The following is a 22,524-nucleotide window of genomic DNA, read 5'->3' on the forward strand; positions in this document are numbered from 1 at the left end:
CAAAATATTGGCAAAATACAGTTTTTTTCAGAGTATGTTGTAAACATAAAGTTGAAAGAGAATTCAGTATTGCTAGAAGCACTTGAGAAAAAACAACTATTTTTTTAAGCATTTCTACGTAAATTCTCGGTTGACTGCTGATACTTGATTTACTCCTGTAGATAAAGGAAAGCAAGACTAATAAACTTTTAAACTCAAAAGCATTCTTGTACAAAACTATTGAGCCTAACTTATGGACGTTGTTAAAATCCTCAAACAGGACTATCAACGGTTTCCCGTGAATCAGACGTACAGCATCTACGCGCAAGATGTGTACTTCAAAGATCCCTTAAATGAATTTCGTGGCGTTGAGCGCTACAAAGCAATGATCGGTTTTATCGAAACATGGTTCATTGCGCCCAAAATGGACTTACACGATATCCGTCGTGAGGGAGACACGATTAAAACCGAGTGGACTTTAAGTTGGAACACTCCTGTACCCTGGAAACCTCGAATTACGATTCCTGGTTGGAGTGAGTTGCGCGTCAATCAACAGGACATTATTACTTCTCATGTCGATTATTGGAAATGTTCGCGCCTCGACGTGATTAAACAGCACCTATTTCCTACCAAGAATAGATAGAGTAAAGAAATATAAACATTGCTTAGACAGGACAAAAGTATTCATGCGTGTAATTCTAATGACAGGCAAAGGAGGAGTCGGAAAAACCTCTGTTGCTGCGGCTACTGGACTTCGTTGCGCAGAGTTAGGCTATCGCACACTCGTTTTGAGTACCGATCCAGCACATTCACTTGCAGATAGTTTTGACTTAGAACTCGGACACGATCCGCGACAAGTCCGCCCAAACCTCTGGGGAGCCGAATTAGACGCATTATTAGAACTAGAAGGTAACTGGGGAGCCGTTAAGCGCTATATTACTCAAGTTTTACAAGCACGAGGACTCGACGGAGTACAAGCTGAGGAACTCGCAATTTTGCCTGGAATGGATGAAATTTTCGGCTTGGTACGCATGAAGCGCCACTACGATGAAGGCGAGTTCGATGTCTTGATTATCGACTCGGCTCCAACTGGTACTGCTTTGCGTTTATTGAGTTTACCCGAAGTTAGCGGCTGGTATATGCGACGGTTCTACAAGCCATTACAAAAGATGTCTGTAGCGTTAAGACCGCTTGTAGAGCCTTTATTTCGACCGATCGCAGGATTTTCTTTGCCTGACAAAGAAGTTATGGATGCACCGTATGAATTTTACGAGCAAATCGAAGCCTTAGAAAAAGTCTTAACCGATAATATGCAAACTTCGGTGCGCTTGGTAACAAATCCAGAAAAGATGGTATTAAAAGAATCGCTACGCGCTCATGCTTATTTAAGTTTGTATAATGTAGCAACAGATTTAGTCGTTGCAAATCGCATTATTCCTGAAGAAGTTCAAGATCCTTTCTTTCAAAGATGGAAAGAAAATCAACAGCAATATCGCCAAGAAATTTATGAAAATTTCCGTCCGTTACCTGTAAAGGAAGTCCCTTTATATTCTGAAGAAATGTGCGGTTTAGCAGCTTTAGAGCGACTTAAAGATACGCTTTATAAAGACGAAGACCCGACGCAAGTTTATTACAAAGAAACGACTGTACGCGTTGTTCAAGATAACAATCAGTACAGCTTAGAGCTTTATTTACCAGGAATTGCTAAAGATAATGTTCAATTAAGCAAAACTGGGGATGAATTAAATATTACCATCGGTAATCATCGGCGTAACTTGGTATTACCGCAAGCTTTAGCCGCATTGCAGCCAGCAGGTGCCAAGATGGAGGATGATTATTTAAAGATTCGTTTTGCTGATGGTGTAAGGGCTTAGCAACTAAAGTTGCAGCTAAATAAACTAAAGTCTGTGAACGCAGACTAACTATTGTATAAGGTAAATATTGCTCTTCTAACACCTGTCAATGTATCACTTCTCCCCCAATTTTGGGGGAGACTGTAAGAGGGCAAAATTTGCCAAAGTGCGATCGCACAAACATTCAAGATGAACTCCTAACCGGAAAAGCGCGTCAGCTTCATGTAGTGATGTGCAAGTGACACAAGGATATTGGCGTTGTGGATTTGACAACCCAGAAGAGTTACTAGCAGACTATGGATGGAAAGCAAAGGTCATTCAACCTGGAGATGACGGCGCATATTTTGGGCGCTATACTCGTAAATTGCCACCTCGTGATGTTCCCAATGTCGAACGGGTATTTCTTGTAACGGCGCAGAGACTTCCTCAGTAAACTTAATGTCCTTATTCTATATCTAAGTTCTAATCTGTACTGGCATAATCAAATAAGTCATTTTTACACCACTCAAAGGCGTTAAAATCACTGGGCTGGTGGGCGTGTTAATCTGCATTTGAATTTCTGAACTGGGGAGTGCTTTTAAGCCATCAACTAGATATTTAATATTAAAGGCAATATCAATACTGTCGCCAGAAATTTGCGCAGCCATTGATTCTCTACCACTACCAATATCTTGCGCATCAACCGACAAAGCTAATTCTTGTCTTGAGCTATCGAGTGTAAACTTAACAATATTATTTTTCTGGTCTGCTAAGACTGCAATGCGTTCGATCGCACTGAGTAAATATTTGCGTTCGAGTGTGACTTGAATTTCAAATTGACGGGGAATCAGTTGACGATAAGCAGGATACTGTCCTTCCAAAGTACGGCTGGTTAGCCTTTGATTTTCCCATTCAAAAACAATTTGTCCGCGATCGCAATACAACGCCAGTGATTCACTTTGATCGCGCATTCCTAGCATCCTTTCTAGTTCGCGCAAAGCCTTTGCTGGTACTGTTACCTCTAATCGCGTTGTCTCAGCTTCTACTGAAGCATTTTCATTAATTGTTTGTACAACTGCCAAACGATGACCGTCCGTAGATGCAAATTCTAGAGTATCTTGTTCTAAAGTCAGATGTAGTCCAGATAGTATTTGTTTCGTTTCATCTGCACTCGTTGCAAACAAAGAACCGCGTAGCCCTTCGGTTAAAGCTTCTGCTGGAAGATAAATCGTTTCACCTTCGACAACAGGTAATTCGGGAAATTCTTCAACTCCCATACCCCGCACTTGATATTTTCCCGAAGTCGATGTGATCGTCGCGCTTAACGGCGTATCGCCTTCATCATCAATCGTCAATTCTCCTTGTGGCATTCGAGAGATAATGTCATTGAGTAACTTTGCTGGAAGGGCAATTTCTCCACCAGTTTCGACTTGTGCAGCAAAGCTAGTCCGAATTCCTAAGCTAAGATCGAACGCAGTTAAACTAACCTGTCCTTGTTGCGCGTCTGCGGTTAAGAGGACGTTTGCCAAAATCGGATGCGTTGGACGTGAAGGAACCGCCCGACTTACGAGTGACAAGTTTGTACTGATATCACTTTGGTTGCAAACGAATTTCATTGATGTATCCAGCAGTTACTTGCGATCGCGTTATGGTCAAAACCAGCTTAGAGGAACTATCGTAACACTTGCTTTTGACATTTGCTGCAAACTATCTACTACGAAGTGTATTTATTATTTTTCTATAGTAGTAGTAGGCTCTGTGGAAATTGTGGAAAAAGTCAAAAAAATCTTTGCCTATCTCCGTTTTCACGGTTTAAGGTTGTGGAAAACTTGTGGAAAAAGCCCCGAGTTATTCACACAGTATTTATACTTAGTTAAGTTTTCCCCTAAATACCCTGTAGTTTTCCACAGACTTCCCCAAAGTTTTCCCCAGAAAGTTAAAAGTTTTTCACAAGGCAATCTTTTCTTAAATGTTCTTTAAGCTAAATTTAAGCCGAAATGCATTGAGATAATTAATACTACTTACACTTCTGTTTTGATTTAATAGTCAGAGCAATATATTACTAAAAGAAGTTGATAAGTCTCTACAGTACTATCACTGAACTCAACTTAGGTCAACAATTGAATATACAAGATTATCAGTAAGATTGCGATTATAGAAAAAATAATATTCAGTTAATCTAAAAAAAAACTATAATTAGTAGCTAAAACTGATTTGTACCTTAATTACTCTTAAATTTAATAAACCAGAAAAATATATACTATCAATCAATCACGAATTACTGAAAATATGTTCGTATCCGAGCGGATCTTATCATTATCTACAAATACAAAAGTTACCCCAGGAAAAAGACTAAGCTCTCAACAACAAACAGCTTTAGGCATAGTTGCACGTCTTCATGGAAAACGCGATGTAGTATTAGCAATTGATTTAACTGAAAGTGTAGGCATTAATAATGAAGGTCGTATTCGATTAAAGCAAATTATTGAGGATAGTTTAAAACCAGGAGATTCAGTATATATTGTTCCTTTTGCAGCAGAAGTAACTCAACTACACGGACTATCTGATGTATATCCTTTAGGATCACCAATTGAATTTAGTAACAATCAAGAAAGTTTTGACAAGATTATTCAAAAAATTCCATTATCAGCAGATTTAAAGTTACAAAATACAGATATTCAACGAGCAGAGCTCACTATATATCAAGGCTTAGCTCAGCTTAATCAAAATCGTCTTCAACAAAATCAACCGATTAAAGCACAATCAGTTGTTTGGGTTACCGATGCTCCTTTACTAGCAAAGTCTGGAAACGATTGGATTGAAACGCCAGTCAATAGTCCTTTTCGAGTAGCAGATTCTTCTCAAAGTAAAGAACGACAAGCATGGATCAATATTTTACCTTTAAAGAAAAGAGAGCTAACAATTGAAAACTCAGCGTCTCAGCAATATAAATTAGCGGTTGTTGATATAGAACCGACTGTGCAAGAATTTTGCACAATTGCACCAAATAACCAAGAATTTTGTAAAGTTAACTCTTACTTGTTAGGGCAATTGTGGCTACCTTTTCTTATAGCCATCTTAGGAATAACTTCTATTTCATTTTTAGTTAATTATCTTGTAAATTTACGTAAAAAATGGCGTATTTTAGTTTCTACAGATTTAGAAGAATATGAGGAGGAATGCTGCCCTTTATTACCTGGAAAATCTTTAGCTATAGGACAAGGTGATTCTAATTGTATTGATGAAATCGATTGTCCTGGTTCAGAGGTAAGAGCTTACTTAGAACGTGAAGGTAATCTGCTTTATTTAGTACCGACTCAGTTAGCACCAATTGAGTGGGAAGGTAAAGAAGTTAATAAAAAAACTCGTTTAAAGTGTAGCTTAATTAAACTAAATTGCCCAAGTGATAAACACGGAGATTTTTATATCAATATTCAAGTTAAAAGATAGTTTATAAAATTAAAGCTAACTATGTTGTATAGTAATCAATTTTTTATGAATGAACGGCAATACCAAGGTATAAACCGTACTATTTGTATTGGTTTAGGTGGTACTGGTAGAGATGTTCTAATGCGTATTCGTAGACTTATTGTAGACCGCTATAAAAATTTAGATAATTTACCGGTAGTTAGTTTTGTTCATATAGATACTGACAAAGAAGCAACACAATCAGTTAGTTTGCGTGCAGGAAATGTTTATCAGGGTGTTGACTTAGGTTTTCAAGATGCAGAAAAAGCCAATGCTACAATGACTGCTACACAAGTTACAGAACTAGTTCAAGGATTAGAACAGTGCAATCTCATTGGCGATCAGCCTAGTCCCTATAAACATATTGCTAAGTGGTTTCCACCCCAACTTTTAAGGAATATTAAAGTAATCGACCAGGGAGCAAAAGGCATTAGACCTATTGGAAGATTATCATTTTTTCATAACTACTTAAAAATTAAGCAAACAATTGAAGTTGCTGAACAACGTACGCGAGGACACGAACAAGAGTTACTACGAAAATTTGGTTTAATTGTCGATCCTGGATTAAATATTGTTGTTGTTGGTTCGCTGTGTGGTGGTACAGGTAGCGGTACTTTTTTAGATATGGCATATAGCCTGAGATATTCCTATCCTGAAGTTAAGCAACTTATTGGATATTTGGTGATTAGTCCAGAATTGTATGGTAACACGCCAAATATGTGTGCTAATACTTATGCAGCGCTGATGGAGCTTGATTATTATTCAAGTCCAGGCACAACATTTGAAGCTTGTTACGATCAACGATATCACATTAATATACAAGACAAACGCCCGCCATTTGATTATACTTACTTAGTTTCTAAATTTACAGAACAAGGTAACTATGTTATCGATAAACAGCGGAAACTCTGTAATGTAATTGCTAATAAAATCGCCTTAGACTTTTCAAGTGAGTTAGCTCCTGTTGTTAAAGGGATGCGCGATAATTTTGCTCAACATCTTATTCAAGAAGACGATCATCCTCGTCCTAACACTCAAAATTATTTAACTTTTGGCTTAGCTGCTATTTATTTCCCACGCGATCGCATCTCACAAATTACAGTGACACGCATCAGTAATAAACTCGTTAACTTTTGGTTACAAGGTGAGGGACAAAGCCCAGATCCACTAAAACTATTAGAACAGTTTTTCATCGAGTATCATTGGCATAATAGCTTAGAGCAAAAAAATAGCATAATTGCTAAGTTAGAAGACTCAACACTTGAGAATGAAAAAAAAATTAATGCTTTGATGAGCGCCTGGAGATCAAAGTTAGAAAATAAAATTGCCGAGTGTAAAACAAAAGAAGACCGTTCGAGCTTGCTGCGTCAGCTTCAAAGAGACTTTCGCGAACAATTTTATAAAATAAAATCAGGAGATACAGACACTAATCGGGGAGTGTGGTTAACAAAAGTTATTAAAGAAAGAGCCAGTTTAACTACAAAACTCTGCAACGACATTGATAGTTATTTATATAGCTTGCTTCAACCTAGTAACCAATACTTCTCAATTATAAATAGTCGAAATTGGCTCGATGCAATTCAGTCTGAATTAAATACTTATCAATATGAAATCGAATCAAAAATTAAAAGCCTCACTGGTGGTAGTACCTTAGAACAATTAGAAAAAAAGTGGTTACAAACTAATAAAATAGTTCAGGATATAGAAGAAGAATTTAGACTGATATTTAATACTAAAAATAGTCGCGTTCAAGATGAAGCAAGAAAGGCAGTAAAAGAGACAGAAACAGCAATCAAACAAAATTTTAACTTATCTGTAGCACTAGAAGCTTTAGAAGTGGTCAAAGTCCTACAGCATCACGTACAAGCAAAAGCAAATCAACTTACTTTATTAAGCCGCTCAGTAGAAGATTTAAAAAGTCACTACGAAAAATATCAAATCAAGCTGAAACAATCAAATTCGGATGAAATGAGCGGTGAGGAAATCTTCTCTGAAGAAGATATAGAAAGTTGTTATGAAGCTTTACTACCATTAAGAGAATATCGTGCTCAATCGATTCAAATTACTCAAAAGATTTTAGAGTCTATCGGTGAAGGACAATCTTTAGCAATTCTTCTCGCACAAAGCCATATTAGTACAGAGCAACTAAGACATGAAATTGACAATAGAGTAAATCAATTGTTTGGGTCGCGGAGTGCAGATACTGTACAATCAGTTATCAAGCGCTTCAATGAGAAGTATCCTGCTTCAGAACGTGCAGTGCGCCTTGGGCAAATTATTCGCGAAGCACAACCACTACTACCACTTAATTTGACTGCGCCATACTTTCATAGCAGTTCCGCTAAAAAAAGCCAACTGATTGGTTTTAAAGATACAGATGAGCCAGAAGTTAAGCATTTTCATGAGATATTGACTAGCAAACTAGGAATTCCTGACAATGAACTTAAGTCTACTCAGCATGAAGACAAAGTTTTATTAATTACTGAATATGCTGCTTTTCCACTTAGATTGATTGATGGTTTAGAAAATTTAAGAAACCATTATATAAGACAGAAAAATCAACTTGGAAATGTGTCATTACATAATCACAGAAGTCAAGGATTTATAGATATTATTCCACCACCAGTAAAAAAAATGCTGGAATTACAAGATATTTTTTATCCTTGTCTTGCTTTGAATCTAATTCAAACTAATCCAGAGACTCAGGAACTTGAATTTCAATACTTCGATAATTTAAGAGGAGAGTACTATACTGCTTCGCTCAACTCATCTTGGAAAAAAGCTTTACAGGAATTAAGCGAGCATAACAATAAAACAAAAGCACTACAAGATCTACTTGATAACGTTATTTCACAAATTGAACATCAACCTAATAGATGGCAAGAATGTTATTTACCGCAACTACGTAAATTTGTGCAACAGGTTGATAATTTACCAGATAGCCACGAAAACTATCCTTATCGTTTGAGTGTTGTTGGTTCGCAGGGAAATGATTCTACAACAGCAAAAGAAGGAGTCATTAACCGTTTCCAAGCGCGAATGCAGGAAAAACTTATGACTAGGATAGTATCTAATAACAACACTAATAGCGCGATCGCATCCAGTCAAAAAGTATTGACAGGTGAAGTTTTAGTGCTTGAGCCTGCTGTTGATATTGAAGACAATAGAACAAAACGCCGTATCGAGATAGAACGTCTGAAGCAAGATCTTGCTGATGGTATTCTAACGCCAGAAGAATACCAGCAAGAGCATCAACAAATCATTGCTAAATATCCCTTGTGCTAGTGAACAGGGTGGGTAAGACCCACTCTATTTAATTTTGTCATTAACTTTTTTATGGAAAGTTTTATATCTTCTCTATCACCAACGCTATTATTAAGTGTATTTTTAGCTGTTGTATTACCCTCTATAGCTGCTATTATTTTACGCTCAAATCTTTATAGCAAACTTGTCTTTTTAGAAAGTCGTGTTAGAAGACTTATTAACCGCACTCAACGTGGAGATCAGCCAGAAATCATTAAAGAATTAGAACTTCGATTTAAAGAAGCTAGTGTGGATATTGATCAAGTTAATACAGTAGCTTTAATCGAACAAGTTTATAGCCAGCAGAAAATTGGTATTTTTTCTTACGATCAAATTGAATATTTTTGTAGGGTTCTACCTAATTTACTTTTAGCATTTGGCTTGCTTGGTACTTTTTTAGGTATTACCTTGAACCTAAATCAGTTGAGTCAGATGCTTACAAATGTTGCACAAGTAGATAACATAGAGAATTTATTAAATAAGCTACAGCAACCTCTACAAGCAATGAGTATCGCTTTCGCTACTAGTTTAACTGGAATACTCTTTAGTGCTTTAATAACAACATTTAATTTAATTAAAAATACTAGTGTAGCTAAATATAAATTAGTTTGCTCAATTGAAGACTATTTGGACAATATTTATCAATCTGAAATTCAAGGAAATCATCGATTAGATAAAGCTGTAGATCGATTAGTGTTTGAGTTTAAAGACTTTTTAGGTAGGTTTGGTACAACAGTACGTGATGCAGTAGAATCATCACTTGGAGCAAAGATTCAAGAAATTGTGGATGTTAATAAACAAGCTAACGAACTTGCTTATCGCGTGTATAGTGGATTTCAAGAATCATCTGGTACTTTTGCAAAAAGTGTTGATGATCTACAAGCCACCACAATTAAGTTTGCAGAAATAGCACAAGTATTTGAGCGCAGTAATTTTGCGCAACTTCTCGCCGATGCTACAAAAGATTTGTATGGTATACAGAAAAAGTTTAATAACTCAACTGAAGTTTTATCTCAGTCTGTATCAGTAATTGAATCAGCCGTAATTGAGGTAGTAAATTCTAATCGTCAAGTCCAAAATATAGCTAATCAAATTAACAACCACAACCAAAACACAGTTCAAGCTTTAGAACTACATCGTAGTAACCAGCAATCTTTAAAGGAGATTATACCTTGTTTACATCAAGGTGGTGAAAAACTGCGATTTGCTGTAGAAATACTTGATAAACTTCAACAAAAAACTTTAGATAAAGCAGATAGCTTTGAACTTGTAGAAATTGAACTAAAAACTTTAGCTGAATCACTCAATAAATATAATCAAGTAGTAGCCGTTGGTTTAAAAAATTTGAGCGATCGCCTAGTTACGAGTATTAGCAATCAATCGATCAATCAACAACAACAAATGCAAATTATTGTAGAATACTTAGCACAGCTTATAAAGCAATTCAGTGATTCTAAGCAAGAAAGCTATCGCTTGAATAAACTTTTAGAAAAACATTTTATAGCAGATGAAACTTTTAAACAATATATTACCAACACCGCTAAATAAAATCATTATCTACTTAAAAAAAGATGCGGTATTCTCGTAGATCTCATCAATCTCAAGAAGAACTAAATATTTGGTCGGCTTTTACAGATTTGATGTCTAATACTTTTATGATAGCTATGTTATTATTGTTAATAGCTATCGTTAAAGGTGCGATCGCTCAAACTGAAGTCACAAAAATTCAACCTCCTAAAAGCCCTCCTCCTATCCTTGTCATTGAAGATGAAGGCGCTTACAGATTTGCTTCGGGTAGCGCCGAAATTCCACCAATTATGAACGCATACATTAAAAATAAAATTGTTCCAGAGATTGAGCGTAATACAAAAGAATACCAAATTAATGTTGTAGAAATTATCGGTCACACCGACGGTCAGGGCAACGGTAGCGCAGCTAGTAACCTAGACCAAAACTTAGAGAAAGTTGCTAACGCAAGTATACCTGTAAGTCAACTCAAAGCGGGATCTAACGCCGATCTTGGCTTAATGCGTGCTTTAGCAGTTGTTAGAGTATTGCACGATGTTCAAGCTAAAGGACAGTTGAAAGGCTTAAAATTTAAAGCTTACTCAGCTGCACAGCTAATTTTACCCGATGGAAATTTTGCATCAGTCAATCGCAAACCAGATGCAACACGACGACGCATTGAAATTCGTTTTACCCGTCCAGGTGAACCGATTAAAGTAAAATAATACACGCAATTAACCAAACGTAGAACTATTCCAGCCCCACATATAACCTTTTGCATCTGTAAATTCAATATAAACTCGGCTCTTATCAATACCTAAAGCTTGATTAATTTGTTGACAAAAGTCTTGGCTCATTGCTTTGGTTTGCTCAGGTTTCATCGAACCAACACTTTTAATTTCTATATAGCAAACAGGGTCAAGCGTACCCGCAAAAGTCATCAAAATTCCAGATTCCAAAGCTGTCATAACATAAGATTCTGGTTTACCTAAATGTTTTGCTAATGCTGAAGAAAGATTCTTAAGTAAAGCTTCAGCCTCAGATTTTTCAAAATTAGCGACAGAAGTTTGAACTTTAATCAAAGGCATAGTTACCCCAATATATATCTACTAAAGTAAGCTTAAACCGTTCATAAAACAAGAATTTTCTGCATTCTCTGCATCTGGAGTAGTTCATTTAAAAAACTTTTCACAACCTAGGGTAACTCGATCAATTACAAGCAGGCAAGATGCCTGCTCAACTCAAATTGCTATTTATCCGCCATAGTTCCAACCTGTAGTTTCGAGTCGGAGAGAATCACCTTCACGGTGAACACCCGCAGCAATTACTTCACCTATATAAACAGTATGGTCGCCTTTTTCTACGGCATCAACAACTTGACATTCGATGTAGCCAAGACTATCAGAAATAATTGGACATCCAGTTTCACCGATGTAAAATTCTACATCTTCAAATTTGTTACCAACACGGCGCTGCGGTTGAAAAAATTTCTGGGCGACTTCCTTTTGAGAATCATCTAGGAAGCTGATAGCAAACACCCTGCTATTTTTAATCATCGCGTGGGATTTGGAATCTTGTTTAACACAATTAACAACTAAAGGTGGTTTGAAAGAAGCTTGCATTAACCAGCTAGCAGTAAAGCCATTGACTTCTTCTCCATCTTTGACGCCACAGATGTATAAGCCGTGAGGAATTTTCCGCAGCATGGTTTTTTTGGCTTGTTCGTCTAACAAGGGTTGTTCTCCTATTGGATTGCTACATCGCTAAGTTTAACGAATCACAAAGACACATTCCCCAAAGGAGTTGCCAAAGGCTAGAAATCCAAGAGAAGAATAATGGAGAAGTTTAATTTAAGATGCTGTGGATCGGTGTGGGCGAAATAGGTGAGAGTGTTCGGGATGGTATAAGCGAGAACGGGCGGCGGTTGCTGTGAGGGCGGGGCTAATGATGTAGAGTGTGGTGCGAATTAGGTTTTCTGCTTGAGTCACTTTTGCCATTTCCGCTAACGTTGTCAGCACAATTTTCTCATCTGACCAACCAACGCGGAAGCAAATTGCGACTGGGGTGTGTGCTGGGTAGTGTTCGAGAAGTTGGCTTTGGGCTTTGTCTACGTGACGTGCACTAAGATATAAGCAAAGACTTGCTTGATGCGCTGCCAGCGAGGATAATTCTTCGGTTGTGGGAACTTCTGTGCGTCCACTAATCCGACCAAGGATAATGGTTTGTACACCTCCAGGAATTGTAAGTTCAACATTAAGTTTAGCTGCCGCAGCTTGAAAAGCACTAATTCCAGGAATCACCTCAAAGGGAATATCCGCTTCTGCTAAGGCTTGCATTTGTTCGTGGATCGCACTATAGAGGCTTGGATCGCCTGATTGAAGTCGTACGACTGATTTATGCGATCGCACGCGTTCCACCATTACAGGTAAAATGTCCTCTAAAGTCTTATTCGCCGTCCTAATTATTTCGGCATCCGAGCGACAATATTGTAAAATTTCGCGTGGAACCAGCGAATCGGCAAATAAGATCGCATCCGCTTGCGCGAGAATCTTTTGTGCTTTAATCGTCAGGAGATCTGGATCTCCTGGACCCGCGCCTACAAGATAAACTTTCGGTAATAGTGATGTTGAGTTAGTCATTAGTAAAAGTGAGTATAGACTATTAATCTTACTCTCTCACCCCTCACCCCTCACCCCTCACCCCTCATCCCTTCTTCTACCACATCAGGTAAAGCACGATTGTATACGTACAACCACACCAAGCCGACTAATCCGATCGCAATTCCTGTTAAACTTACTACCTGAGCAATGCGTAGTGGTCCGAGCATTAAACTATCAGTACGTAATCCTTCGATCCAAACGCGTCCTAAGCTATAAGCAACGAGATAAACAAGAAATAGTGTGCCAGTTTTTAAACGCTGTTTACCTTGTACATCTCTCACGAATAAAGCGATCAACAACGCAAACACCATCAAATTCCACAGCGATTCATATAAAAAGGTGGGATGGAAATAAGCAAAATTTGCAAATTCTGGCGGACGCATTTCGGGAGGGATGTATAATCTCCAAGGTAAATTTGTCGGATTCCCAAAAGCTTCGGAGTTGAAAAAGTTGCCCCAACGCCCGATCGCTTGTCCTAAAATCAGTGAGGGAGCGACTAAATCGGCTAACTGCCAAAACGAAACTCGCCGGATACGTGCGAAAATCAGTGCTGCAAGCAAACCACCAATAATTGCTCCGTGAATTGCAATTCCTCCTTGCCAAATTGCAATAATTTGCTCAGGATTCTGCGCGTACTCTGACCACTCAAACAAAACATAGTATAAACGCGCAGCAGGTATCGCCCCAATAACTAACCAAATTGCCAAGTCACCGATTAAATCTGGATCAACTTTGCGCTGTTTCGCAAGATACTGCGAAAGCGTGATTCCAATTAATACAGCCGAAGCGATGAGTAAACCATACCAGCGGATTGTAATTGGTCCAACATTAATAATAACGGGACCTGGAGAAGCAAACTGAGCTAGTAAATCGGAAGCTAGTGACATTAGCAACACCCAGAAATAATCGTTACCAGATCATCATACGAGGGGCTAGGGGTTGGGAGCTAGAGAAGTAGAGATTACGTTAATATTACCTAACGCACTCATAGTCAATGCGTGCATCGTTGCGTTCATCCAGGTCTATTGCCCTGCTTTGTCTTTAATTCAGCAAGTCGCGCGGGTTACGTTCATTCAATTGTGGTCGAGCGGATGGTATTACTGTTGCTCGACGCTGCGGCTTTGATTCAATTTCAATCGCTATGCGACACTTGGCTAACCAATTCGACCTTATTTTCCTTCAGTGACAATGAAACAGCCCTACTAGAATCAAAAGGTATGTTCGAGAGGCATAGAACTTAGAGAGACGAGTCTTGTCTTTGTTTTTCCCCCTACCCCTTCTTTTTATCTAACTGTTTCTAAACTCTTAATCTTCTTATCAAACATATTCATAAACATACTTAAAACTGTTCTTTTACGCACTTTAATACTACTATTAACACTCATACCAGATTGTAGTGGCACTTCTTTTCCATTAATACTTAAAGCTTGGCGTTCTAGTTGAATTTTGGCAGGAAAGGCGTAATAAGGGCGCTCTTGTGTAGGTGGTAAAGCATCTGAGCCAATCCAGATTAATTTGCCCTTGATACTACCAAATTCTGATTCTGGAAAAGATTCAATTTTAACGTCAGTTTCCATACCTGGATATACAAAACCAATATCTTTATTTGTTAGATATACAGAAGCTACTAAATTCTCGTTTGGCACAATTTTTAGGATTGGCTCAGCAGAATTTGCTACAAATCCTTGTGATTTTGCTTGTAAATCAAAAACAATTCCATCCACAGGCGATCGCAGTTCTTGATATTGCAAACTTTGATTTGCTTTACTGAGTTGTCCCTCAATTTCTGCAATTCGTTTTTCGTTTTCTATTTTGTTTCGCCCAAGTTGAGTATCAATTTCCGCAACTTTTTTCTGATTATCTGCGATTTTAGTTAAAATATCTTTTGCAGTCAGCGCAACGGTATTTTGTAACTGCTCTTGAGCTTGAGCGATTTGAATTGATAGTCTTTGTTCTTCACTTGTTAGGCGATCTACTTCAGATTGTCGTGTTAAAACTTCTTGTTGTTGGCGTTGGTATTGTACTTGCGATAATCCACCTTCTTCGGCGACAGGAGCAATTTTCTCAAGAATACCTTGGTTGATTGCAGTGACTTTTTTAGCGGTTTCTAGTTGCGATCGCGTTTGACTCAGTTGTTTTTCTAATTCTTTAATTTCAAGATAGGCATTGGCTACGCGCGAACGATATTCGGCTTTTGCACTTGCTAGTAATTGTTGTTGATTAGCATCAAATTCGCCTTCTATTGGCTTGTTAGGATTAAAACCATTAACTTGGGCTTTTAAAAAGTCATTTTCTGCAACTAAAGCGGCGCGCAATCGCGTTAGTGTTGCGAAGTCTGATGAATTATCTAAGTTATTACCGGCGGCGGCAGTTGTATAAAATTGATTTTCGCGTAATAAAGAAGCTTTTAACTGAATGAGCGATCGCACATCTGCTTGTGGCGCAGTGGGATCGAATGTGACTAATAGTTCTCCTTTTTTAACTAACTGCCCATCTTGAACATAAATGTCGCGGACAACACCACCAGATGGGGCTTTTATTTCTTTTGTCGATCCTTGCGGTTCGAGTTTTCCGGTTGCGGGTACGGCTTGTTCAATTTTGGCGACTGAAGCCCAGATAAACGCCGAAGTCGTCACCGACACAAGTAACCACATGACGACTCGTGACCATACTGCTGGCTGTTCTAAAATGACTGGTTGTTCGATCGATTCTGACTTCATAGCTGCGACTCCTGTTGTTGATAAAGACAGTAGTACCGTCCTTTGAGTGCCATTAATTCTTGGTGCGTTCCTTGCTCGACAATTGAACCTTGATCCATGACGACGATTGTATCGGCATTTCTTACGGTAGAAAGGCGGTGCGTAATAAAGAATACGGTTCTACCTTGAAACGCTTCATTTAAGTTGTTGCACACTTGCCGCTCGGAATTGTAGTCTAAAGCACTCGTTGCTTCGTCTAAGATCAAGAGCTTGGGATTTTGCAAAACGGTACGCGCGATCGCAATTCGTTGGCGTTGTCCGCCGGATAATGAAGAACCGCGTTCGCCGACTACAGTGTTATATCCTTGAGGTAAAGACATAATAAAATCGTGCGCCACAGCGATTTTTGCAGCCGCAATAATTTCTTCAGAACTTGCTTCAGGATTGGTTAGGGCGATATTCTCCTGAACAGTGCCATTAAATAGCAAGGTATCTTGTAACACCATGCCGATTTGCCGCCGTAGTGAATAAAGTTCGACTTTACTAATGTCGTAACGATCAATCTGAATTCTACCAGAGGTGGGTTCGTATAATCTCTGCAATAATTTAGCTAAGGTACTTTTACCCGAACCGCTTTGCCCGACGATTCCCACAAAAGAACCAGCAGGAATTTCTAGGTTGACATTAATTAATTGCAACGGACCATTACTATTAAACCCAAATGACACCGCATCATAATGCACATCGCCTTTAATTTCTGGCATGGGAATATTATCCCGATTTGTTTCATCGACTTCTTGCGGTGCATCTAAAACATCGCTGAGTCGTTCAATTGACAAGGCGGTTTCTTGAAAGTTTTGCCACAGTTGAATCAGTCTCAATAAAGGACTTGTGACGTAACCTGCAATAATCCGAAAGGCGATTAACTGTCCTAATGTCAGTTGATTTGCTAAAACAAGATGCGCACCTACCCACAGTAAAAGTAAGCCTGTAAATTTATTTAAAAAGCCGCTGATTGAACTTGCAGTACTAAATGTGAGAACGTTTTGGAAACCAGCGGTGATATATTTTGCATAGCGTTCTTGCCACTGCCAGCGCGATTTCAATTCAATATTTTGCGCTTTGACTGTTTGAATTCCCGATAAAATTTCTACTAAATAAGACTGCGTATCTGCATATTTTTCAGCTTTTTTATGCAGTTGCCGGCGAACGATGGGTGAGACGAATATTGTTAGTAGGGCAAATAATGGAATTGTGACTAAAGTTACGAGGGTAAGCAGCCAGCTATAGAATAGCATCACTGCAACGTAAATAACTGAAAATACCGCGTCTAGGACAACAGTTAATGCTGTACCTGTTAAAAATTGCCGAATATTTTCAAGTTCGTTGATGCGTCCGGCGAGTTCTCCAATGCGGCGGCGATCAAAATATTTGAGGGGTAAACGTAATAAATGATCGATGACTTCTGAACCTAAGCTGAGGTCGATGCGGTTTGTTGTATCAACAAATAAATAAGTTCTCACGCTAGTCAATAATGCCTCAAATACCGCGACTCCGAGGAGAAATATACCTAAAACATCTAAAGTATCAATACTACGCTGTACTAAAACTTTATCGATAATAACTTGTGTAATTAGTGGATTTGCTAAACCAAAAAGTTGAACAAAAAGCGAGGCAACTAAAACCTCGATTAAAACTTTACGGTAGCGATAAATTGATGGTATAAACCAGCGGAGGCTAAACTTTTCTTTGACTTGCTGGCTTGGTGGTTGCAATAGCAGTACTTGCCCTTCTTTTCCCCAAATTTCGGCAAAACCTTGGGGACTTTTTCGCAAAATTCCACTTTCAGGAATGGCGAGAACTAATTCTTTTTCCGTAATGCTGTAGATAACGGCAAAACTATCAGCGTAACGGATTAATGCAGGGGCTTTGAGGCGATTGATTGCGGTTGCGGATACTTGCGCTAACTGCGCGCGTAAACCCATCATTTCGGCGATCGCACCGCACGCTTGCAATGAAATATTTCCGGCGCTTTTATATTGATTTTCTAAAACTTTACGAATCAAATCTTTGCGAAATGTGAGCCCCAAAGACTGACTCAACATCTGAAAACACGCTAGAGGGGCGTCAATTGTACCTCTAGCGCGGACGAGTGGGTATTTCGGTTTAGCAGCATAAGGATCGGGTGGTGCTTCGGGTGGCTGGTCGGGCGCGTATGGAATTGCTTCTAGAGGAGCTACACTGAAAGTCGTGATCTCATGCGTGGCACTCGGTGGAATTGCATCCACTGGAATGTTAATTTGTTTGCGGATAGAAAGTCCCAGTAAACGCGTGTTCTCAACGCGAAGCACTTGCGAAGACCCATCAACAGGTAGACGACTACCGACGGGAAAATCTGAAACCGTCCCACTACTGACTAACCATACGCGATCCGCGTCAAGTTGTGCGAGATTGAGTTTGCCTTTAGGGATGTTGCGGACAACAGCATCTTGCCACGCTGCGATCGCTAACTCTTTTAAATTGGGAGTTTCGTTGGCGCTGCGTTGGAGTTCGACACTTAATAACTCAAAAACTTCACTCAAGCTACAACTATTGTGAAAAGCCTGTTCTAGAATTGGTTCTGAACTGAGCAAGTCTAAGAAATTTTGAGATGATATTATAATACAAATAACTTCAGTTGAAGAAATTGCCGTTTCGCAGGGAATGCCGCGTACTATCGAATTTGCGCCTAAGATTTTTCCTGTGCCGAGTAATTCTAAGCTGACTGGGGTACGCGATCGCTGGTCGTAGCCTAATAACCGTGCTTGTCCTTGATAGATGATGGCGACTTGCGCAGGCATTTTTTCTCGAACAAGAATTGATTGCCCGAGGCGATAGCGCATCAGTTGGCATTTCGCGGTAATTGTTTCTATAGCCTCTGTTGATAGCTGGTCAAACGGGGGGGTTTGTGCCAAGAAATTTCGAATTGGAGCCAGAGGAATGCTTTGAGTCATAGACTATAAATTTATATGCTTATTTTATTTAAGTATCCGCATCTGCTGTATCAACAATTCCCAATTAAAGAAAAATTTTTGCATTTCACAATACGGAGTTGCGATTGCGTAAACTTGCTGATACAAATTGCGTGATATCAACTTGCTGCATTTTTTGGGCAAGCCAATTTTCAAATAATTCATCTTGTAAACGACGGCGCATCGATTTATCAAGTCGTGCGGGAATTAACTTTTCCAGACGAATAATCACCACCCATTCGGCTAGAGGACGCGGTGCCCAAATTTGTCCAGCTTGGCTGACAGAGAGCAGTTTACTAATGGCAGGATGCGGCTGTACTAAAGGCACAGGTCCCAATAACCCACTTGTTTTAGCTTCTGCACCTTGCGAGTATTCGCGGGCTAACTCGGCAAACGATTGTTCGCCTTCTAAAATCCGAAAGTAAATTTCTTGTGCTAACCCCATATCTTTCGTCCGAATCAGAGAATATACTACCTGATCGAGATGTGCTTTGCGGGTTAAGAAATAGTTATCTACTTTGGGTCCCCAAACTGTGGTTTTGTGCTTTTCTAGTAACAGAGGTCGAAGCGCAAGTTCGTGCATTTGCGTTAGGGTCATACCTTGTTGCTTGAGCCAAGTTTCGCGGGTTGTAGAGGTAATTTGGTGTTGCGCTTCAAAGGCTTTGATCGCGGTTTGGCGTTCCTCATCGGTGTAAGCTACATTAGCGATCGCATTGTCTGTTATTAGGTTGCGCGCTAACTGCGGCATGAGTTGATAACGGCTTAATAAATCTAAAACTGCATCAACTTGGTCTTGACTACTCGTTTGCATAATTCCTGCTTACAAAATCATCTTCGATGTTTGCCTGAAAGCTTGATGCGGATAACATCAATGAACTAATAGGTTTAGGACACAACAAATATGCCCACGAATAACTCGCAAGCTGTACTTTCTGCGTTGCCGTTATTAATAAACCGATGCTCTGCTGATGATGCCGCCCTACCAATACTTAGAGAGTAGTCTTAAAAAGATTATCTCTACTCTAAGCAGGCTTTTAATTTTTCGGCTAGGCTTCCTACATAGGGTTCTGTAAATATAGCCATATGATTGCCAGGAACATCATGGATTTCTAATCCGCCACCAGCCAGCTTAGCCCAACCATGTTCGGGATCTCGGTTGTACCAGTCATCAGGTGTAGGTAGGTCTGGCTCATAGTAAAAATCTTTTCCCAGTGGGTTGATAGCGCGGAATAGAGTAACTCGACCTGGATAGACTTGAGGTACATAATTCCTTTGAACTCGATTGTGGATCGCTTCAAGCTCAGCTTTTCGGAGTTTGTAAGGCAAGGTATAACCCAGACTCTGGTAAAACTTGATAGCAATCTTTTGGCTTAACTGCAGAACACGCTTCTTTACGAGTGTGCGGATATAGGCACGTCTGAATCGTAAAAGGTTATGCCAATGACGAGAAAGCTTCTCTAACAATGACAATTGCTTAAAACAACTTGGACCGTATGTGTCAAATAAACATAGTAAAGCGACTTTTTGCCCTTGCTTGTAAAGCTGCTGTGCCATCTCGAAGGCTACTGTTCCCCCAAAAGAATAACCTCCCAGAAAGTAAGGTCCGTTTGGTTGGATGCGGCGAATCTCTTTGATGTAGAAAGCTGCCATCTGTTCAAGCTGATTAAAGGGAGCGTGTTTGCCATCTAGCCCACATGCTTCTAGTCCATAAATAGGCTGCTCAGAACCCAAATGATTTGCTAAATTCTTAAAGCCGAGAGTCCCTCCCCTCAATCCATGTACGCAAAAGAAAGGCGGTTTGGAACCGCTAGATTGAATTGGTACTAGCGAGACCCAAGATATTGACTCTTTTTCCAAGCTAAAAAAGCTAGCAGCCAGCTGCTCCACCGTCGGTGTTTGTAGTAGAGTAGCTATAGGTGGATTTTTGCCAAACAACTTCTCAATTTGAGTGAACAGTTGCAGAGCTACCAGCGAGCTCCCTCCCAGCTCAAAGAAATTGTCGTTTACACTAATAGGTTTGATTCCTAATACCTGTTCCCAAATTTGTACTAACTGGAATTCTAAGGAATTCCGAGGTGCTATGTAAGATTTTTCCTGCTCAGTCCTTGACAGCTTAGGGTCTAGCACTGCTTGACAATTCATTTGTTTATCCAACAACTGCTGTCGTTCAGCCTCACTCATCGGCAATAGCAACGAGAGGGATTGCCCTGGATTGGCAACAATATTCTCCAATAAGGACTGAAAGTGTTTCAGCATTTGAATAATTGTTGCCTTGTCAAACAGGTCGGTGTTGTACTTTAATACCCCACTTAATGTTCCTGATTCTTCCACCATTGACAAAAACAAATCAAAATCAGCATCTGTACCACTGTCAATATCCAACGAACTCACAGCTAAGCCAGGCAGTTCCAAACTTTGCCTAGGAGTATTCTGGAGAACAAACATTACCTGAAATAGAGATGTTTGGGCGGAATCAACGCAACTCACCAGCTGCTGCACTGGCAAATCCTGGTAGGCATAAGCTCCAGTTACCACCTGATGCACCCGACATAGTAACTCACAAAAACTAGGATCGCCAGACAGATCGCTCCGCAAAATCAACAAATTTACAAAGTAACCAATGAGTTCCTTGAGTTCTTTACAATTGCGATTGGCAGTTGGACTACACACTAACAGGTCATCCTGTTGCGTATAGTAGTGCAGTAGTACCTTGAAGGCTGCTAGTAACGTGGTGAATAGTGTAACTCCATGCTGACGGCTCAGTGCCTTAAGTGCTGCCGTTAATTCCTGGGGTAGTAATAGCTTTTGGTAAGAGCTATGGTGAGTTGGAAGTAATGGTCGAGGACGATCAGTGGGTAGTTGTAGCTGGGATTTGCCATCTAGCTGGCGTTTCCAGTAAGAAATAAGCACTTCTAAGAACTCGCCCTGCAGCCACTGCCGCTGCCAGACAGCAAAATCAGCGTACTGAATTGATAGTTCAAGAGGTGGTGCGGGTTTACTAGTGGAAAAAGCTCTGTAGAATGCGGCTAACTGACGAAATAATATGCCTTCAGACCAGCCGTCAAAAACAATATGGTGGATAGTCAGGAGTAATACATGTTCGTCTGTATCCAGGTGGAGTAAAACAGCTCTTAATAGTGGTCCGCAGCTCAGGTTGAAGGGTTGCTTGGCTTCCGCAGTGGCTTGCTTCACCAGCTGAATTGCCTGCTCTGGCTTAGGTAACTGCTGCAAATTCACCACTGGTATGCTCAAGGTTAGAGTAGGGACAATAACCTGAACAGCCCTCCCCTCTACTAAAGCAAAGTTGGTTCGCAAGATTTCGTGAGATCTTATAACCGCGTTTAAGCTCTGTTCTAAGGCTGACGCTTTTAGCGAACCAGTAATGCGAAAGGCAAAAGGAATGTTGTAAGCAGAACTGCCAGATTCTAAATGCTCAATTAACCATAGCCGTTCTTGAGAAAAAGACAGCGGCAGGCTACTACGGTGCGAAACTGGCTGCAAAGGCGGAGCCTGATTTTGTAATCCAATAACAGTTCTTATGGATTGCCAGAGTAGTTGCTGTGCTGTTTCTGTCTGAGATTGAGTATAAGGAATTATTCCTACATGAGAACTTGATTGATTCTTCCCGCTCAATCCTACTGATGATGTAATATTCATATTTCTTGGGGCGGAGATGACATTCATAGATAATAGCAAGGGGGTTTTTACGAGATACGATTTTAGTTCTTTTCTTTTTTCCTTGTTATTAAATTAACAATATCTGTAAATGTCCGAAAATTATCAAAGTTAATTTCACTTGTTTCAAATTTAATATCAAAGGTATCTTGCAAATTAAAAATAAGTGCCATTGCATTAATAGAGTCCAATCCTAGAGTAAAAATATCACTATCATCTAATAGTAGTTCGTAATTAGCATCTGGTAAAAGTGCTAAAACGACATCTCGAGCTTTTTGCTTTACTTCTTCTACAATCATAGTTTTCACCTAGCTTAATGAACTACCCCGTCTGCTTGCGGACGGGGTATCAGAATCAAAAAAGAGTCAATTGCTCATCTCGGTGCAGTTTG

Annotated in this window: 17 protein-coding genes; 7 read left to right on the forward strand and 10 right to left on the reverse strand. The window is 39.6% G+C overall.

Annotated features, from left to right (window positions below; translation table 11 throughout):
* Positions 1-232: 232 nt before the first annotated feature.
* The 3 genes from NIES1031_RS20500 (at position 233) to NIES1031_RS20510 (ending at position 2,265) form a co-directional block, all read left to right on the forward strand.
* Positions 233-622 carry a C6orf136 family protein gene (locus NIES1031_RS20500; RefSeq protein WP_073551312.1) on the forward strand — a complete coding sequence of 130 codons (390 nt, stop codon included), beginning with the start codon at positions 233-235 and terminating at the stop codon, positions 620-622.
* 43 nt (positions 623-665) lie between these two features.
* A complete protein-coding gene (locus NIES1031_RS20505) occupies positions 666-1,853 on the forward strand; it encodes a TRC40/GET3/ArsA family transport-energizing ATPase (RefSeq protein WP_073551313.1) in 1,188 nt (395 codons plus the stop codon).
* Between the two features lie 217 nt (positions 1,854-2,070).
* A complete protein-coding gene (locus NIES1031_RS20510; protein WP_178378204.1) occupies positions 2,071-2,265 on the forward strand; it encodes a hypothetical protein in 195 nt (64 codons plus the stop codon).
* A gap of 22 nt (positions 2,266-2,287) precedes the next feature.
* Here the strand turns inward: NIES1031_RS20510 and dnaN are convergent, their stop codons facing one another.
* Entirely contained in the window at positions 2,288-3,427 is a 1,140-nt protein-coding gene (gene dnaN / locus NIES1031_RS20515; RefSeq protein ID WP_073551314.1) for a DNA polymerase III subunit beta, read from the reverse strand.
* A gap of 673 nt (positions 3,428-4,100) precedes the next feature.
* Here dnaN and NIES1031_RS20520 point away from each other — a divergent pair.
* Genes NIES1031_RS20520 through NIES1031_RS20535 form a run of 4 tightly spaced genes read left to right on the forward strand, consistent with a single transcriptional unit; the run spans position 4,101 to position 10,813 of the window.
* On the forward strand, positions 4,101-5,261 hold the full coding sequence (locus tag NIES1031_RS20520; protein WP_073551315.1) for a vWA domain-containing protein: 1,161 nt from the start codon (positions 4,101-4,103) through the stop codon (positions 5,259-5,261).
* Between the two features lie 45 nt (positions 5,262-5,306).
* The gene (locus NIES1031_RS20525) at positions 5,307-8,564 is read left to right on the forward strand and encodes a tubulin-like doman-containing protein (RefSeq protein WP_073551332.1); all 3,258 of its coding nucleotides are present in this window, start codon (positions 5,307-5,309) and stop codon (positions 8,562-8,564) included.
* 51 nt (positions 8,565-8,615) lie between these two features.
* Positions 8,616-10,130 (forward strand): hypothetical protein, encoded by a 1,515-nt coding sequence (locus tag NIES1031_RS20530; RefSeq protein ID WP_073551316.1) that lies wholly within the window; start codon positions 8,616-8,618, stop codon positions 10,128-10,130.
* A gap of 23 nt (positions 10,131-10,153) precedes the next feature.
* A complete protein-coding gene (locus NIES1031_RS20535) occupies positions 10,154-10,813 on the forward strand; it encodes an OmpA family protein (protein WP_073551317.1) in 660 nt (219 codons plus the stop codon).
* A gap of 9 nt (positions 10,814-10,822) precedes the next feature.
* On the opposite strand, the gene NIES1031_RS20540 is transcribed toward NIES1031_RS20535, so the two are convergent.
* The 9 genes from NIES1031_RS20540 to NIES1031_RS20580 all read right to left on the reverse strand — a co-directional run bounded on the left by NIES1031_RS20540 (position 10,823) and on the right by NIES1031_RS20580 (position 22,432).
* A complete protein-coding gene (locus NIES1031_RS20540; RefSeq protein ID WP_073551318.1) occupies positions 10,823-11,176 on the reverse strand; it encodes a phenylpyruvate tautomerase MIF-related protein in 354 nt (117 codons plus the stop codon).
* A gap of 165 nt (positions 11,177-11,341) precedes the next feature.
* Positions 11,342-11,821, reverse strand: coding sequence for a flavin reductase family protein (locus NIES1031_RS20545; RefSeq protein WP_073551319.1), 480 nt, complete (start codon positions 11,819-11,821; stop codon positions 11,342-11,344).
* Positions 11,822-11,938: 117 nt separating this feature from the next.
* Entirely contained in the window at positions 11,939-12,727 is a 789-nt protein-coding gene (cobM, locus tag NIES1031_RS20550; protein ID WP_073551320.1) for a precorrin-4 C(11)-methyltransferase, read from the reverse strand.
* Between the two features lie 50 nt (positions 12,728-12,777).
* Complete coding sequence (gene lgt / locus NIES1031_RS20555) at positions 12,778-13,635, reverse strand: prolipoprotein diacylglyceryl transferase (protein WP_073551321.1); 858 nt, start codon at positions 13,633-13,635, stop codon at positions 12,778-12,780.
* Positions 13,636-14,031: 396 nt separating this feature from the next.
* Positions 14,032-15,468, reverse strand: a complete 1,437-nt coding sequence (locus NIES1031_RS20560; RefSeq protein WP_084544418.1) for a beta-barrel domain-containing protein — start codon at positions 15,466-15,468, stop codon at positions 14,032-14,034.
* On the reverse strand, positions 15,465-18,440 hold the full coding sequence (locus tag NIES1031_RS20565) for a peptidase domain-containing ABC transporter (protein ID WP_073551323.1): 2,976 nt from the start codon (positions 18,438-18,440) through the stop codon (positions 15,465-15,467). The genes NIES1031_RS20560 and NIES1031_RS20565 overlap by 4 nt, the downstream gene beginning before the upstream one ends.
* 85 nt (positions 18,441-18,525) lie before the next feature.
* A complete protein-coding gene (locus NIES1031_RS20570) occupies positions 18,526-19,269 on the reverse strand; it encodes a peptidylprolyl isomerase (RefSeq protein WP_073551324.1) in 744 nt (247 codons plus the stop codon).
* A 206-nt stretch (positions 19,270-19,475) separates the two neighbouring features.
* Positions 19,476-22,115, reverse strand: a complete 2,640-nt coding sequence (locus NIES1031_RS20575; protein WP_178378205.1) for a condensation domain-containing protein — start codon at positions 22,113-22,115, stop codon at positions 19,476-19,478.
* Between the two features lie 62 nt (positions 22,116-22,177).
* A complete protein-coding gene (locus NIES1031_RS20580) occupies positions 22,178-22,432 on the reverse strand; it encodes an acyl carrier protein (RefSeq protein WP_073551326.1) in 255 nt (84 codons plus the stop codon).
* Positions 22,433-22,524 lie beyond the last annotated feature (92 nt).

Origin of the sequence: Chroogloeocystis siderophila 5.2 s.c.1, from assembly GCF_001904655.1 — a bacterium.
GTDB classification, from domain to species: Bacteria; Cyanobacteriota; Cyanobacteriia; order Cyanobacteriales; family Chroococcidiopsidaceae; genus Chroogloeocystis; species Chroogloeocystis siderophila.